The 15,754-nt window shown below is 64.4% G+C and carries 13 protein-coding genes; all 13 read right to left on the bottom strand.

Annotation, left to right across the window (positions count from 1 at the left end; genetic code table 11):
• Positions 1–52 precede the first annotated feature (52 nt).
• The 13 genes from ftsA to FJ418_RS18840 all read right to left on the bottom strand — a co-directional run bounded on the left by ftsA (position 53) and on the right by FJ418_RS18840 (position 15,753).
• Positions 53–1,360 carry a cell division protein FtsA gene (gene ftsA / locus FJ418_RS18780; RefSeq protein ID WP_140644059.1) on the bottom strand — a complete coding sequence of 436 codons (1,308 nt, stop codon included), beginning with the start codon at positions 1,358–1,360 and terminating at the stop codon, positions 53–55.
• On the bottom strand, positions 1,357–2,301 hold the full coding sequence (locus FJ418_RS18785; protein ID WP_140784089.1) for a cell division protein FtsQ/DivIB: 945 nt from the start codon (positions 2,299–2,301) through the stop codon (positions 1,357–1,359). Before FJ418_RS18785 ends, ftsA begins: the two co-directional genes overlap by 4 nt.
• Positions 2,289–3,215: a D-alanine--D-alanine ligase gene (locus FJ418_RS18790; protein WP_140868072.1), complete on the bottom strand. Its 927-nt coding sequence runs from the start codon at positions 3,213–3,215 to the stop codon at positions 2,289–2,291. Before FJ418_RS18790 ends, FJ418_RS18785 begins: the two co-directional genes overlap by 13 nt.
• A 312-nt stretch (positions 3,216–3,527) precedes the next feature.
• Entirely contained in the window at positions 3,528–4,493 is a 966-nt protein-coding gene (murB, locus tag FJ418_RS18795; protein WP_140868075.1) for a UDP-N-acetylmuramate dehydrogenase, read from the bottom strand.
• Complete coding sequence (murC, locus tag FJ418_RS18800) at positions 4,490–5,896, bottom strand: UDP-N-acetylmuramate--L-alanine ligase (protein WP_140856612.1); 1,407 nt, start codon at positions 5,894–5,896, stop codon at positions 4,490–4,492. The genes murB and murC overlap by 4 nt, the downstream gene beginning before the upstream one ends.
• A complete protein-coding gene (gene murG / locus FJ418_RS18805; protein ID WP_140856614.1) occupies positions 5,893–7,017 on the bottom strand; it encodes an undecaprenyldiphospho-muramoylpentapeptide beta-N-acetylglucosaminyltransferase in 1,125 nt (374 codons plus the stop codon). The genes murC and murG overlap by 4 nt, the downstream gene beginning before the upstream one ends.
• A 6-nt stretch (positions 7,018–7,023) precedes the next feature.
• Positions 7,024–8,175, bottom strand: coding sequence for a putative lipid II flippase FtsW (ftsW, locus tag FJ418_RS18810; RefSeq protein WP_140644047.1), 1,152 nt, complete (start codon positions 8,173–8,175; stop codon positions 7,024–7,026).
• The gene (murD, locus tag FJ418_RS18815; RefSeq protein ID WP_140868078.1) at positions 8,175–9,578 is read right to left on the bottom strand and encodes a UDP-N-acetylmuramoyl-L-alanine--D-glutamate ligase; all 1,404 of its coding nucleotides are present in this window, start codon (positions 9,576–9,578) and stop codon (positions 8,175–8,177) included. Before murD ends, ftsW begins: the two co-directional genes overlap by 1 nt.
• A 9-nt stretch (positions 9,579–9,587) precedes the next feature.
• On the bottom strand, positions 9,588–10,670 hold the full coding sequence (gene mraY / locus FJ418_RS18820) for a phospho-N-acetylmuramoyl-pentapeptide-transferase (RefSeq protein WP_140784095.1): 1,083 nt from the start codon (positions 10,668–10,670) through the stop codon (positions 9,588–9,590).
• Positions 10,671–10,697: 27 nt separating this feature from the next.
• Positions 10,698–12,131, bottom strand: a complete 1,434-nt coding sequence (locus FJ418_RS18825) for a UDP-N-acetylmuramoylalanyl-D-glutamyl-2,6-diaminopimelate--D-alanyl-D-alanine ligase (protein WP_140868080.1) — start codon at positions 12,129–12,131, stop codon at positions 10,698–10,700.
• Positions 12,128–13,582, bottom strand: coding sequence for a UDP-N-acetylmuramoyl-L-alanyl-D-glutamate--2,6-diaminopimelate ligase (locus FJ418_RS18830; protein WP_140868083.1), 1,455 nt, complete (start codon positions 13,580–13,582; stop codon positions 12,128–12,130). The genes FJ418_RS18825 and FJ418_RS18830 overlap by 4 nt, the downstream gene beginning before the upstream one ends.
• A 54-nt stretch (positions 13,583–13,636) precedes the next feature.
• A complete protein-coding gene (locus FJ418_RS18835) occupies positions 13,637–15,361 on the bottom strand; it encodes a penicillin-binding protein 2 (protein ID WP_140868086.1) in 1,725 nt (574 codons plus the stop codon).
• A complete protein-coding gene (locus tag FJ418_RS18840; RefSeq protein ID WP_140657445.1) occupies positions 15,358–15,753 on the bottom strand; it encodes a hypothetical protein in 396 nt (131 codons plus the stop codon). The genes FJ418_RS18835 and FJ418_RS18840 overlap by 4 nt, the downstream gene beginning before the upstream one ends.
• Between the last annotated feature and the right edge of the window lies 1 nt (position 15,754).

Genomic DNA, 15,754 nt, shown 5'->3' on the forward strand with positions numbered 1-15,754 from the left:
CCTTTCCCGCCGCCTCGCCGCTGCGGCCGCCTATGGGGCTGTCCCCGTCAAATTAAAAACTGTCTCTCAACCACTGACTCATGCGATGCAGTTTTCCGCCCGTCCCGGTCATCCTGAAACCGGAAAGTCCTTTCGCCGAATGGCTCTCGAAGCTCGCCATCTGCGGATAGATCATCAGTCCGACCGGGGTCGAGAACGCCGGTCCCTTGGCCGCCTCAGGCAGGCCCGCGACGCCGAGCGGCCGGCCGATGCGCACATTGCGCCCGAGGATGCGGCGCGCCGCTTCCGGCAGGCCGGCGAGCTGGCTGGCGCCACCGGTGAGCACGACGCGCTTGCCGACGGCATTGCCGTAGCCGGATTTGTTCAGCCGGTCGCGCAAAAGCTCCAGTGTCTCGTCGATGCGGGCGCGGATGATGCGCGTCATCACCGAGCGCGGAATCTGCAGCGGCACATCGCCTTCCTCGCCGATCGGCTGGATCGAGACGAGGTCGCGGTCGTCGGCGCTGCCGGGCAGCGCCGAGCCATGCATGACCTTCAGCCGCTCCGCGGCATCGAGCGAGGTCGAAAGGCCCTTGGCCATGTCGAGCGTCACATGGTTGCCACCGATGGCGATGGCGTCGCCGTGGACGAACTTGCCTTCCGAGAACACCGAGATGGTCGTCGTGCCGCCGCCCATATCGATGCAGGCGGCGCCCATTTCGAGCTCGTCGTCGACCAGCGAGGCAAGTCCGCTGGCATAGGGCGTCGCCACCATGCGCTCGACCGACAGGTGCGAGCGGTTGATGCAAAGCTCGAGGTTGCGCATCGGCGCGGCATCGCCAGTCAAGACATGCATGTCGACGCCAAGCGCATCGCCCACCATGCCGCGCGGGTCGCGTATGCCGCGCTCGCCATCGAGCGAGAAACCGACGGGCAGCGAATGGATCACCTCGCGCTCGGCCCGCAGCGCCTGCTTGGCACCGGCGGCGAGCACCCGCTTGATGTCGACTTCCTCGACCTGATGACCGCCGAGATTGATCGTCGCCGAAAAGGCTTCGCTCTTCAGCCGGCCGGCCGTCATGTTGACGATGAGGGAATCGACCGTAAGCCCGGCCATGCGCTCGGCCGCATCGACGGAGAGGCGAATCGCATGCTCGGCGCGGTCGAGATCCACCACCACGCCGGACTTCACGCCTTGCGACTTCTGGTGGCCGATGCCGATCACCTGGATGCGATGCGAACGCCCACGCAGAAGCTTGCCGTCCTCGTTCGGCTTGAGCTTCGCCACGACACAGCAAACCTTGCTGGACCCGACATCGAGCACCGTGAGCGTGCCCGACCGGCGCGAAGAAGCGTCACCGCTGCCGCCAAGCCAGCTCATATCTTTCTCTCCACCTTGCGCTTGGCCAGGTTCTTCGGCTTTTCGCTGAGCGCGGCTTCGCGCTGCGTCGCTGCTTCCGGCGAAAGCTCCACGACCAGCCTGTCGGGGAGCCGCATGTCGACGGCGGCGATGTCGCGGGTCAGCAACCCGTTGTCATGGTCGAGCTTGACGAGCTCGGCGATCGCCTGGTCCTCGCCGTCTTCCGGCAGCTTGATCGTGATGCCGTTCTCAAGCCTCAGGTCCCAGCGGCGCTCGCCGACACGGATGTAACCTTTGACCCGCGCCGCCAGCGCGGGGTAGCGCTCGATCTTGGCGAGAAAGGCCGGCGCCATCGCCGGCGCGCCCGTGCCGATAATCAGCGGGAGCAGCGCCTGCTTGCCACCCGAGAACGGCGCGATCATCTCGCCCGACCGTTCGATGACAGAAACCGAGGTGCCCTGCTGCCAAAGCGCGAAGGGCTGGCGCTCCTCGATGCGCACTTCCAGCGTATGCGGGTAGATCTTGCGCACCGCGGCACCCTCGACCCATGGCAGCGTCGCGATGCGCTCGCGCGCAGCCTCGGCATCGAAGCCGATCAGCGAGGTCCAGCCGTCGAGGCCCAGCCGGTCCAGCACATCGATCTCGGACGTCTGGCGATTGCCGACCACCTTGATCTGGTCGACGGCAAAACCGGTGCGGGCCGTGATGCCCTGCACGATGCTGTCGGTGTAGCCGCCAAGATAGGCGCCATAGGCGCTGCTGGATGCGATCAACGCGGCGGAAAGGATCGCCGCCGAAAAGCGCGGCGCCTCATACTCGCCGCCGCACAGGCGCGCCAGGACGCGCATCGGCCGGCGGAGCTGACGCGGCAATACGAAACGGTCGAATGACAGCGACATGCCGAACAGCGCGAAACCAGCCGCGCCACCGCCATTACCCTGTCCCCACCTCAACGCAGACACGAAGCGTCCTCCACCATCCAACTCAACAAATCGCCGAACGAGTGCCCCGCTTGCGCGGCGATTTCAGGCACCAGAGACGTCGGCGTCATGCCCGGCTGAGTGTTGACCTCGAGCCAGACAACCTCGCCGTTTTCGGAGTGACGGTCGTCGTAACGGAAGTCCGATCGGGAAACGCCCCGGCAACCAATGGCAAGATGAGCCTTGAGCGCCAGTGTCTGTATTTTTTGGTAAATATTCGGTGAAATTTTAGCAGGGATTTCGTGTTTTGATCCGCCGGGAACATATTTTGAATCGTAGTCGTAGAAGGAATGCCCGGTCGGAATGATCTCGCAGACGCCGAGCGCCACGTCGCCCATCACCGCGCAGGTCAATTCGCGCCCATGGATGTAGCGCTCGACCATGACGGTCTCGCCATATTGCCATTCGGTCGAACCGATCACCTGAGGCGGATGCGACTGCCCCTCATGCACGATGACCACGCCGAAGCTCGATCCCTCATTGACCGGCTTGACCACATAAGGCGGCCTCATCGGATGCTTGTTCTGGACGGCGAAGCGATTGACCACCTTGGATTCCGCGACCGGAATGCCGGACGCCTTGGCAATCTTCTTGGCCAGCTCCTTGTTCATGGCCAGCGCCGAAGCGAGCACGCCCGAATGGGTGTAGGGAATTCCGAGAAATTCGAGAATTCCCTGAATGGTGCCGTCCTCGCCGAACGGACCATGCAGCGCATTGAAGGCGACGTCGGGTTTGAGCTCGGCAAGCACAGACCCGACATCGCGCGAAACATCGACACGGGTGACGTGATAGCCTTCATTCTCGAGCGCATCCGCACACGCCTTCCCCGAGGACAGAGACACGGGCCGCTCCGAGGAGAATCCACCCAGGAGGACAGCCACATGCTTGTTCTTCATTCCCGTCATCCCCTCTCACGCCGGGTCTGCAACCGATATTCCCGCACCGTATTTCCAAACATTGAGTCCGAGTCTTCCGGCAGGTTGCCCCCCCAGACGGAAAACGCGGATTCACGCGTCGAACGACTCAAATCAGGAAACGCTTTAGGGTAGAGAATCAGAGAGTTGATTCGCTGGCAAGTGCCTATGATTCCGAGAGATTCACTTTCCGCGAAAACAGCCGCAAAAAGTGAATTGTGAGTCTTTAAGGCAACGGTTTGCGGCCATTTCAGACTGCTGGAAGTTCAAGTATCACATGAACTTCAGCCCAAGCTAAAGAAGCTGCCCGAGGAACTCCTGCACCGCATGGCCGGGGCGGAAATTGCCGAGGCGCTTGATCTCCCAATGCAGCCGGATGCCGGAGTTCTCGAGCACCCGCGCCCGGACTGTCTCGCCGAGATATTCGAGGTCGTAGCCGGTGGCCGTGCCGGTGTTGATCATGAAGTTGCAATGCATCGGCGACATCTGCGCGCCGCCGATCATCAGCCCGCGGCAGCCCGCCTTGTCGATTTCCTTCCAGGCCGAGGTGCCTTCCGGATTCTTGAAGGTCGAGCCGCCGGTTTTCTCGCGGATCGGCTGCACGGTCTCGCGGTGGTTCTGCACGGCATCCATCGCGGTCTTGATCGCGGCCTTGTCTTCCGGAAACCCTTCGAAAATAGCTGAGGTGAAGATCAGGCCGGAAGGCGCGGATGAGTGGCGATAGGCATAGCCCATATCGTCAGTGAGCAGCGTATGGAGATTGCCCTTGCGGTCCAGCGCCCTCACCTCGACGACCCGCTCGCGGGTCTCGACACCGTTGGCGCCGGCGTTCATCCTGAGCGCGCCGCCAATGGCGCCGGGGATGCCGTGGTAGAAATGGAAGCCGCCGATACCGGCCTCGTGGGCAACCGCTGCGAGGCGCTTGTCGGGCGTAGCAGCGCCCGCCTTGATGCCGATCGACGAAACAACTTCGGCCTCACCAAAACCCTTGGCCGTGAGCCTGATGACGAAGCCCGGAATGCCGCCGTCGCGCACCAGAAGGTTCGAGCCGACGCCGACCACCGTGACCGGCACCTCTTCCGGCACCGCGCGCAGGAAGGCCGCCAGGTCTTCCTCGTCGGCCGGCTGGAACAGCGCCTCGGCCAGGCCGCCGGCCCGGAACCAGGTGATCTTGTCCATCTCCGCGTTCGGCATGATACGGCCGCGCAGGCCGGAAAGCTTGTCGCCGAGCTTGTCGATCAGGTCCTGGCCACGCATCATGAGGGCATCCCACCCAGTTCCTTGGGCAGCGCATAGGCCCATTGCGTGATGTTGCCGGCGCCGAGGAAGACGACAAGGTCGCCGGGCTTGGCAAGCTCGCGAATGAGTGGCGCGATCGCCGCCGCGCCATCGATATAGCGCGCGTCGCGATGGCCGCCCGAGCGGATGCGCGACACCAGCGCGTCGGAGGTCACGCCTTCGATGGGCTCTTCGCCTGCCGCATAGACCGGCGCCACCATCACTGTGTCGGCGTCGTTGAAGCAGACAGAGAATTCCTCGAAGAGATCGTGCAGGCGGGTGAAGCGATGCGGCTGCGCGATGGCGATCACACGCCCCTTGGTCGCGCTGCGCGCGGCCTTCAGCACCGCCGCGATCTCGACCGGATGGTGACCGTAATCGTCGAACACCTCGACGCCGTTCCACGAACCGGTATGGGTGAAGCGCCGCTTGACGCCGGCGAAGGACGACAGGCCCTTCTTGATCGCCTCGGCCGAGAGACCAAGCTCATGCGCGACGGCGATCGCCGCCGTCGCGTTGGAGACGTTGTGCTGGCCCGGCATCGGCAGATGCAGGTCCTTTATCGAAGTCGTGCCCCGCCCCTTGCGATCGCGGATCACGACATCGAATTCGGAGATCGCGCCCTGCATCCGGTGGTTGGTGAAGCGCACATCGGCCTGCGCGTTCTCGCCATAGGTGATGACGCGCCGGTCCTCGATGCGGCCGACCAGCGCCTGCACTTCCGGGTGGTCGGTGCACATCACGCCGAAGCCGTAGAACGGGACGTTCTCGACGAACTGGCGGAAGGCCTCGCGCACCTTGTCGAAGCTGCCATAGTGGTCGAGATGCTCGGGATCGATGTTGGTGACGACGGCGATGTCGGCCGGCAGCTTCAGGAAGGTGCCGTCGCTCTCGTCGGCTTCGACCACCATCCACTCACCATCGCCCATGCGCGCATTGGTGCCGTAGGCGTTGATGATGCCGCCGTTGATGACGGTCGGGTCGAGCCCGCCGGCCTCGAGCAGCGTCGCCACCATGGAGGTGGTCGTCGTCTTGCCATGCGTGCCGCCGATGGCAACGGCCTGACGGAAGCGCATCAGTTCGGCCAGCATCTCGGCTCGGCGGACGATCGGCAGCAACTTTTCGCGCGCGGCTTTCAGTTCCGGGTTGGATTTCTTGATAGCGGTCGAAACGACCACGACTTCGGCGTCGCCGAGATTCTCGGCCTTGTGGCCGACGAAGCATTCGATGCCCTTGTCGCGCAGCCGCTGCACATTGGCGCCGTCGGTCTGGTCGGACCCTTGCACCTTGTAGCCGAGATTGTGCAGCACCTCGGCGATGCCGCTCATGCCGATGCCGCCGATGCCGATGAAATGCACAAGGCCGATCGTCTGCGGCATCTTCATGCGCGCGTCCTCCTGTAGTCCGAAACCGTTTTGCCGGACGCAATAGCCTCTGTCAGATCGGCGAGCAACTGCGCCGCGTTCGGTTTCCCGGCCGAGCGGGCGGCGGCGGCCATGGTCGCCAGCCGGTTCGGAGCCTTCATCAGCCCACCGACCAACTCGGCGATCCGCTCCGCCGACAGCGTCGATTGCGGGTGGAGTTCGGCCCCGCCGGCGGCGGCAAGGGCCGCGGCATTCGCCGCCTGGTCGTGATCGAGCGCATGCGGATAAGGCACCAGCAGCGCCGGCCGGCCGATGACGGCGATTTCCGAAACCGTCGAGGCGCCGGAGCGCGACATCACCAGATGCGCCGCCCCCATGCGCGCCGCCATGTCGGTGAAGAAGGGCGAAACCTGGACGTCGACGCCGAGTTCGGCATAGGCGGCCTTCACCCGCGCCACATCCTCGGCGCGCGCCTGCTGGGTGATCGCCAGCCGTTTGCGCAGGTCTTGCGGCAAAAGCGCGATCGCCGCTGGAACCGCATCGGAAAAGAACTGCGCGCCCTGGCTGCCGCCGAACACCAGGAAACGGAACGGCTCGCCCTCGTTCGGTACCACGTAAGGCGTCTTCGCCGCCTCGAGGACCTGCGGCCTGACCGGATTGCCGGTGGTCACCGTCTTTGCGCCGTCAGCGCTGGCGCCCTCCGGCAGGAAGCCGCCGGCAATCGCATCGACGCGGCTGGCAAGCGCCTTGTTGGCGCGGCCCATGACGGCGTTCTGCTCATGGATCAGCGTCGGCACTCTTCGCCTTGTCGCCGCATAGAGCGGCGGCAGCGTCGGATAGCCGCCGAAGCCGACGACCGCCTCCGGCTTGATCCTGGCGATGATCCTTCCCGCTTCGCGCACGCCCTGCCAGATTTTCCAGAAGGCCGAGATCACGGCGACCGGATTCCTCGATCCCAGCGTCGCCGAGGCGATCGCGTGGATGTCGGCGGCGGGAAACTGGCCGGAATAACGCTCGGCGCGACGGTCGGTGGCGAGATGCACCTTCCAGCCGCGTTCGATCAGCTCATGCGCCAGCGCCTCGGCCGGAAACAGATGTCCGCCCGTTCCGCCGGCTGCAAGCAGGATCACACCCTTTGCCATCCTGCCTCATTCCGCCGGCATTGCGCGCTGCGAGAGGACGAAGCCCATCTGCTTGCGCTTTTCCGGACGCTTGCGCGTCAATGCGAGCACCATGCCCATCGAGACGGCAATGGCGATCTGCGAGGACCCGCCATAGGAAATGAAGGGCAGCGTCATGCCCTTGGCCGGCATCAGCTGCAGGTTCACGCACATGTTGATGGCCGATTGCAGGCCGAAGACGGTGACGAGGCCGCCAACCGCGTAGCGGGTGAAATCGTCCTGCTCCTTGAGCGCGATGCTCAATCCGCGCAGCACGATGAAGGCGAAGATCGACATGATGAAAAAACACATGATGAGCCCGAACTCCTCGCCCGCGACCGAGAAGACGAAGTCGGTATGAGCATCCGGAACAATGCGCTTGACGGTTCCTTCGCCCGGCCCAACGCCGAACCAACTGCCGTTGATGAGTGCCTCGCGGCCCATGTCGACCTGAAAGGTATCGCCTTCGCCGGTCAGAAACTTGTCAATGCGCAAGGCAACGTGCGGGAACACCGAATAGGCCGCGAACAGGCCGCTCGCCCCGATGACGCCGAGGGCCATGATCCACAGCCACGGCAGGCCGGCCATGAAGAACATGACGCCCCATGTGCCGGTCACCAGCATGGTCTGGCCGAGGTCGGGCTGAGCGACCAGGAGAGAGACCACCAGCACAAGCAGCAGGAGGGCGAACAGGTTGCCGGGAATATCGGGCTGGCGCTTATGCTCGGCAAAGAGCCAGGCGCAGATGACGACGAAGGCCGGCTTCAGGAACTCGGATGGCTGAATGGAAAGCCCGGCGAGCGACACCCAGCGCCGCGCCCCCTTCACCTCGACGCCGACGTAGAGCACCGCCACCATCAGCACCAGCATGATGCAGAGCATCACCAGCGACATGCGCCGTATCTGCCGCGCCTCCAGGAAGGAGACCGCAAGCATGACGATCAGCGCCGGGATGGTGAAGATGACCTGTCTGGTGGCGAAGTGAAAGCTGTCGAGGCCGATACGCTCGGCCACCGCGGGGCTCGCCGCGAAGGACAAGATAATGCCAAGCCCCATCAGCGACAGGAACGCGGCCAGGAACCAGCGATCGATCGTCCACCACCAGGTTGCGACAGGACTTTTGTCGAGACGGCTTTGCATCAACGTGGCCCTCCGATGGGTTTCACACCATCTATAGCAGTCGCAGCTTGCCTGAAGGCTTCGCCGCGAACTTCGAAATTCTTGAACTGGTCGAAACTGGCGCAGGCCGGCGAAAGCAGCACCACGGCCTCGCCGCCGGTGTCCTTTGCCGCGTCGGCGGCGGCATGCTCCACCGCCGCCGCCAGCGTTCCGGATATCTCGTAAGGCACCGTCTCGCCGAGCGTCGCCGCAAAGGCGGGCGCCGCCTCGCCGATCAGATAGGCCTTGGCGATGCGCGGGAAGAAGCCGCGCAGCGGCTCGATGCCGCCTTCCTTGGGCAGGCCGCCGGCGATCCAGTGGATACGGTTGGCGAAGCTCGATAGCGCGGGCGCTGCAGCATCGGCATTGGTCGCCTTGGAATCGTTGACGAACAGCACATGGTCCTTGCGGCCGACCTGCTCCATGCGGTGCGCCAGCCCGGGGAAGCTTTCGAGCCCGGCCTGGATCTCGCCGAGATCAAGCCCGACCTTCAGGCAGGCGACAACGGCGGCCAGCGCATTCTGCGCATTGTGCTGGCCGCGCAGCGAGCCGATGCCTTCGAGGAAGGCGACGCGGCTGTAGCGACCATGCACGGCTTCCATCAGATTGGTGCCGTCGGCGAAATAGCCGTCGGTCAGTGGCAGGCGCTTGGAAATGCGGATGACCTGCCGGCCGGCGCGCTCCAGGCGGTCGGCGATCTGGGCGCACCAGGAATCGTCGACGCCGATGATCGCGGTGTCTGAGCCGGCGACCAGCCTTTCCTTGATCGAGGCGTAATGCGCCATCGTGCCATGCCGGTCGAGATGGTCCGGCGTCAGGTTGAGCAGGATGCCGGCGGTCGGATTGATCGAGGGCGCGAGATCGATCTGGTAGGACGAGCACTCGACCACATAATGCCGTGTCGGCTCGGGCGGATCGAGCGTCATGATGGCACGGCCGATATTGCCGCCCATCTGCGTGTCGCGGCCCGCCGATTTCAGGATATGCGCCGTCAGCGCCGTCGTCGTGGACTTGCCGTTGGTGCCGGTTATCGCGACGAAGGGTGCTGCCGGCGCGCGGCTGATGCGCTCGCGGCAGAACAGCTCGATATCGCCGATGACCTCGACGCCGGCACCGCGCGCCAGCTCCACCGTCCAATGCGGCTTAGGATGTGTCAGCGGTACCCCTGGCGACAAAACGAAGGCGGCGAAGTGCTGCCAGTCGGCGGCGTGCAGATCGCCGGTCGCAATCCCCGCGGCCGCCGCCTTGGCGACGCTGTCCGGATTGTCGTCCCACGCCAGCACCTCGTCGCCCCCCGCGATCAGCGCATGCGCGGTGGCGATCCCCGAGCCGCCAAGCCCGAAGAGCGAAACGCGTTTGCCTGAAAAGGAAAAGGCGGGGATCAAGCGGGTGTCCTATCTCAGCTTGAGGGTGGAGAGGCCGACCAGCGCCAGGATGACGGCAATGATCCAGAAGCGGATTACCACCTGGCTTTCGGTCCAGCCGAGCTTTTCGAAATGGTGATGGATCGGCGCCATCAGGAAAACGCGCTTGCCGGTCATCTTGAAGTAGCCGACCTGGATGATGACCGACAGGATCTCGACCACGAACAGGCCGCCGACGATGACCAGCACGATCTCGTGCTTGGTGGCGACCGCGATGGTGCCGATCAGGCCGCCCATCGCCAGCGAGCCGGTGTCGCCCATGAAGATCGCGGCCGGCGGCGCGTTGAACCAGAGGAAGCCAAGGCCCGCGCCGATCACCGCGCCGAGCACGACAGCGAGCTCGCCGGTGCCGGGAACGAAGTGGATCTGCAGATATTCGGCGAAGACCGCGTTGCCCGAAAGATAGGCGATGACGCCGAAGGACGCCGCCGCGATCATGATCGGCACGATCGCCAGGCCGTCGAGGCCATCGGTCAGGTTCACCGCATTGCCGGCGCCGACGATGACGAGGCAGGAGAACGGGATGAAGAACCAGCCGAGGTTGATGAGGAATTCCTTGGCGAAGGGGAAGGTCAGCGACGACGAGAACGGCGCCTGGCCGTTGTGCATGATCACCCACGCGGCGATTGCCGCGACGATGAACTCGATCGCCAGCCTCGCTTTGCCGGAGAAGCCCAGATGCGACTGCTTGGTGACCTTGAGATAGTCGTCGTAAAAGCCGATCGAGCCGAAGCCGACGGTGACCAGCAGCACCACCCAGACATAGATGCTGGACAGGTTAGCCCATAAGAGCGACGAACCGATGATGCCGGACAGGATCATCAGCCCGCCCATGGTCGGCGTTCCGGCCTTCTTGAAATGGGTCTGCGGGCCATCGGCGCGGATCGGCTGGCCCTTGCCTTGCCGCAGGCGCAGCGAATTGATGATCGTCGGCCCGAAGATGAAGACGATCAGCGCCGACGTGATCAGCGCGCCGCCGGTGCGAAAAGTGATGTAGCGGAAGACGTTGAAGAACGAGATTTTGTCCGCGAAATCGACGAGCAATGTGAACATGGTTTTTTCCGTCCCCCGGAGCCCGACCTAGGTCGGCTTAATGTTTGTGGCTTCCGCCGGAAATTTGCCGAGCAATGCCTCGACCAGCTTTGAAAACCCGATGCCTTTCGACGATTTGACCATCACCACGTCGCCGGGCCTGAGCGCGGAGATCACGATCGGCTTCAGTTCTTCCGCTTCCGATCGATACTCGGTTGCGATGTCTGACGGCAGGACGTCGGCCAGCGCCTGCATTTCCGGCCCGCCGAGAAAGACGTTGCGCGTGCCTGTGCCGACGATCAGCCCGGCAAGCGCCGCGTGGAGCTTGGCCGAATGGCTGCCGAGCTCCAGCATGTCTCCGAGCACCGCGATGCGCCGGCCCTCGCCCGAGACAGGCGTAGCGTTGAGCAGCGCCATGGCCGCCGCCATCGACGCCGGATTGGCGTTATAGCTCTCGTCGATCAGCGTGATCGGCCCGTTGGGATGATGCAGGACATGGCGCCGGCCCCGTCCGCGCTCAGCCGAAAGATCCGCAAGCGCAGCCGCGACCTTGTCGAGGTCTGCACCGACCAGTTGCGCGGCGCCGAGCACCGCCAGCACGTTCTGCACGATATGGCGGCCAGGCGCCCCGACACGGGCGATCAGATCCTTCTTGCCGAGCTTGACGGCGATGTCGGAATGGTCGGCATGAAGCTCGCAGCCGACAAGGCGGAAGGCCGAACGGGGATTTTCGCCGAAGCCGAAGACATGCTCGACTCCCGCCTCTTTCGCCATTTTCCCGAGCAGCTTCCAGCGTGGATCGTCGCGGTTGAGCAGCGCGGCGCCGCCGGGCTCGATCCCCTCGAAAATCTCGCCCTTGGCCGTGGCGATCTCGTCGAGATTCTTGAAGAAGCCGAGATGGGCGGCGGCGATGATCGTCACGATGGCGACATGCGGCCTGACCATCTTGACCAGCGGCCTGATCTCGCCCGGATGGTTCATGCCGATCTCGAAGACCGCGTAGTCGCAGTCCTGCGGCATGCGCGCCAGCGTCAGCGGCACGCCCCAATGGTTGTTGAACGACTGCGCCGAGGCGTGCACCTTGCCAACCGCCGACAGCACATGGCGCAGCGCTTCCTTGGTGGTCGTCTTGCCGGCCGAGCCGGTGACCGCGATGATCCTGGCCTTCGAGCGGGCGCGGGCGGCCACACCGAGCTTCTCGAGAGCCGCAAGCACGTCCTGCACGACGATCATCGGCGCCGTCAGCCGACCGAGCGAAGGCAACTTGCCCTCGGCGACGACCAGCACGGCCGCTCCGGCCTTGACCGCGGCTGTCGCGAAATCATGGCCGTCCATCGCCTCGCCCTTGATGGCGAAGAAGGCGTCTCCGGGCGCAAGGCTGCGGCTGTCGATCGAAATGCCGGTGATGCCTTCCGGCAGCGAGCCGATCGGCCTGCCGCCCATGGCTTCGACCAGCGCTTCCGACGTCCACAGCAAACTCATGCGACGCGCTCCTTGAGCGCCTCGCGCACTTCCTCATGGTCGGAGAAGTGGAAGGTTTCGGTGCCGACGGTCTGGCCCTCCTCATGCCCCTTGCCGGCGACGATGAGCGTATCGCCGGCGCGAAGCATCGCAACCGCCTCGTGGATTGCCTTGCGGCGATCGCCGATCTCGATGGCGCCCGGCGCCGCTGCGAGGATCGCCGCGCGGATCGTTTCGGGCACTTCCGTGCGTGGGTTGTCGTCGGTGACGATGACGATATCGGCGAGCCGCGTCGCGATCTCGCCCATGATCGGCCTTTTTCCCCGGTCGCGGTCGCCGCCGCAGCCGAACACCACGACGACGCGGCCCGTGGTGAAAGGCCGGACCGAGGTCAGCACATTCTCCAGCGCATCGGGCTTGTGCGCGTAGTCGACATAGACGGGGGCGCCGGCGGCGGTGGTGCCGACGAGGTCGAGCCGGCCCGGCGCGCCCTGCAATTTTTCCAACGCCGCCAGGGCTTTGCTTGTCGGCGTTCCGGTCGAGATGGCAAGGCCGGCCGAGACCAGCGCGTTGGCGATCTGGAAATCGCCGGCCAATGGCAGGTCGACCTCGTGCAGCACGCCATCCGCCACGACCTCGGCGCGCTGGCGATGGCGCTCATGCTCGACCCGCTTGAGTGTCAGGAAATCGCCATGACGACCGACGGTCAACACCTTCAGGCCCGCCGCCTTTGCGGCCTTGATCGTGGGCTCCGACCACGGGTCGTCGGCAAAGACGATCGCGGGGGCGGCCTTCGGCAGCAACGTGTCGAACAGGCGCAGCTTGGCGCGGTGATAATCCTCGACCGTCGGATGATAATCCATGTGGTCGCGGCCGAGATTGGTGAAAGCGCCGGCCGCCAGCTTCACGCCGTCGAGGCGGCGCTGGTCGAGACCGTGGCTCGAGGCTTCCATCGAGGCGTGGGTGACGCCTGCATCCGCCAGTTCCTTGAGCAGTCGGTGCAGCGCCACCGGATCGGGCGTCGTCAGTGAGCCATATTCGTTGCGGCCGGGCGCAACGACACCGGTCGTGCCGATCGAAGCGGCGGCAAAACCCGCCTGCTCCCAAATCTGGCGGGTGAAGGCCGCGACGGATGTCTTGCCGGCGGTGCCGGTGACGGCAACCATGGTCTGCGGCTGGCGCCCGAAGAAGCGCGCCGCGCTGAGCGCCAGCGCCAGGCGCGGATCATCGACGGCGAGAACCGGGACCGACAGGCCGGAGACGGTCGTGCCCCGGCCGGTGACGATCGCCGCGGCGCCTCGGGCCGCGGCATCAGCCGCATAGGTCGAGCCGTCGGCCTTGCTGCCGGCAAGGGCGAAGAAGACGACGCCGGTCTTGACCGAGCGGGAATCGGAGGAAAGTCCGGTCACCTCCAGATCGCGGGAAGCTGTTCCCTCGACAGGCAGGACACCGGCTAGATCTTTTAGATGCATTGAGTCCCGTTCACCGCAACAAAATAGCGCGCAGTTGCCGGCGCGCCCCAAGAATCACTGATAGGAAACCAGCGTTGCACCATTTTCATGGCTGAAATCTGGCTTCACGCCAAGCATGGCCGCTGAGCGCCTGATGATGTTGCCGGCCATAACCCCCGCATTGTTGGCGGCAACGTCCGTCATCCCGGGCTTTTCCGGATGCGGGGCGTCGGCGATCGTGAACACCAGAAATTGCGGATCGTCCATCGGGAAGGCGGCGACGAAGGTGTTGAAATTCAAGTCCTTGGAGTAGCGGCCGTTGATGACCTTCTCGGCCGTTCCGGTCTTGCCGCCAACGCGGTAGCCGGGGACCCTGGCATTTCTGGCCGAGCCCTTCTCGGCGTTGAGCGTATAGAGGTAGCGCATGCCTTCGACCGTCTTGTCGCTGACCACTTTCTTGGCCACCGCCATTGCATTCTGCTCGCTGCGCACCAGAAATGTCGGCTCGATCAGATAGCCCTGCATCAGCGCCGCGCAGCCGACGGCAGCCTGCAGAGGCGTCGTCGACACGCCATGGCCGAAGGCGATGGTGAACGAGTTGACCTGTTTCCAGACCTTGGGTTCGGTCGGGCGGGCGACTTCCGGCAGTTCGGTCTGCATCCTGTCCAGAATGCCGAGGCGGTGCAGGAATTCGCGGTGCCCCTCGATGCCGACGAGTTCGGCCTCCCTGGCCGACCCGATGTTGGACGAATAAAGGAACACTTCCGGCAGCGACAGCACCCGGTTCTTGCCATGGAAATCGTGGATGGCCTGATGGCCGACCCGGATCGGATGCGACGCGTCGAAGCGACTGTTCATCGTCGCCTTGCCGGAATCGAGCGTCATGGCCGAGGTGAAGCTCTTGAAGGTCGAGCCCATCTCGTAGAGACCGGCCGACATACGGTTCAGCCGGTCTTTTTCCTGGGCGTTGTAAGGATTGTTCGGGTCGAAGTCCGGCACCGAGGCCATGGCCATCACTTCGCCCGTCTTGATGTTCAGCACGACGGCGCCGGCGCCCAGTGCGCGATAGCGCTCCAGGCCGGCGGCGATCTCGTCGCGCACCACATGCTGGACGCGCAGATCGATCGACAGCTTGACCGGCTTGAGATCCTTGGCCACCGCGAGCCCCGACGCCTGCAGGTCGCTCAGCCCCTGCTCGTCGATATACTTCTCCATGCCGGAGATGCCCTGGTTGTCGATGTTGGTGAGGCCGACGATGTAGGACGAGGTCTCGCCGCTCGGATAGAAGCGGCGCTTTTCGGTGCGGAAGCCGAGGCCGGGGACACCCAGCGCCATGATGTCGGATTGCTGCTTCGGCGTCAGCTGCCGCTGCAGCCAGACGAAGCCGGCGCCGCTCTTGAGCTTGCGATAAGTCTGCTCGTAATCGATCTCCGGCAACACGGTCGACAATTTCTCGATCGCTTCGTCGGCGTCGACGATGCGGCGAGGCTCGGCAAACAGCGACGCCGTCTTGATGTCGGTCGCCAGCACCTCGCCATTGCGATCCACGATATCCGGACGCGATGCCGTGACCCGGTTCTCCGGGCCGCCGGAAAGATCGGGATTCTGCATGCCGAGATAGACGAGCCTGCCGGCAATGGTCGAATAGATGGTGAAGAACACCGCCATCGTCATGACGATGCGCGTCCTTGCCTTGCCGCCAGTCGCCTTGCGCGCGGCGTCGACGACGATCGAGCCATCCTCAGCCTGCTTCTTCCGGCGCTTCAGCAGGTTGCCGATCCTTGGAAGCCCACCGATCATTGAACGGTGCTCCCGGTGACCACCGGATCCTTGTCTTCAGATGGCTCCTTCCCGGAATTGTCGGCCATGCCGCCAAGCCGCTGCGAAGAGAGGTCCTCGATGGTCAGGGGTTTCACGGGGATGTCGTCGAGGCTGCCGATCTGGTGCGCGTTGACCGGTTCGAGCCCGAGCTGGCTCTTATAGACATCGGCAAGCTTCTGCAGCCGCGACGGCTGCGTGAGCAGGCTCCAGTCCGCCTTGAGGAGATCGATCGTCTCCTCCTCGTAGTGGATCTGCGCCTGGATCTTCTGCACAGCCGCCTGTTGCTCTTCGGCTTCGCGCTTCGTCTTGTAGGTCAGGGCGGCGGCCGAGACCATGACGGCGATCAGGACTATGTCGCTGGTACGAAACACG

The sequence above is a fragment of the Mesorhizobium sp. B2-8-3 genome, assembly GCF_006440815.1.
Lineage (GTDB): Bacteria > Pseudomonadota > Alphaproteobacteria > Rhizobiales > Rhizobiaceae > Mesorhizobium.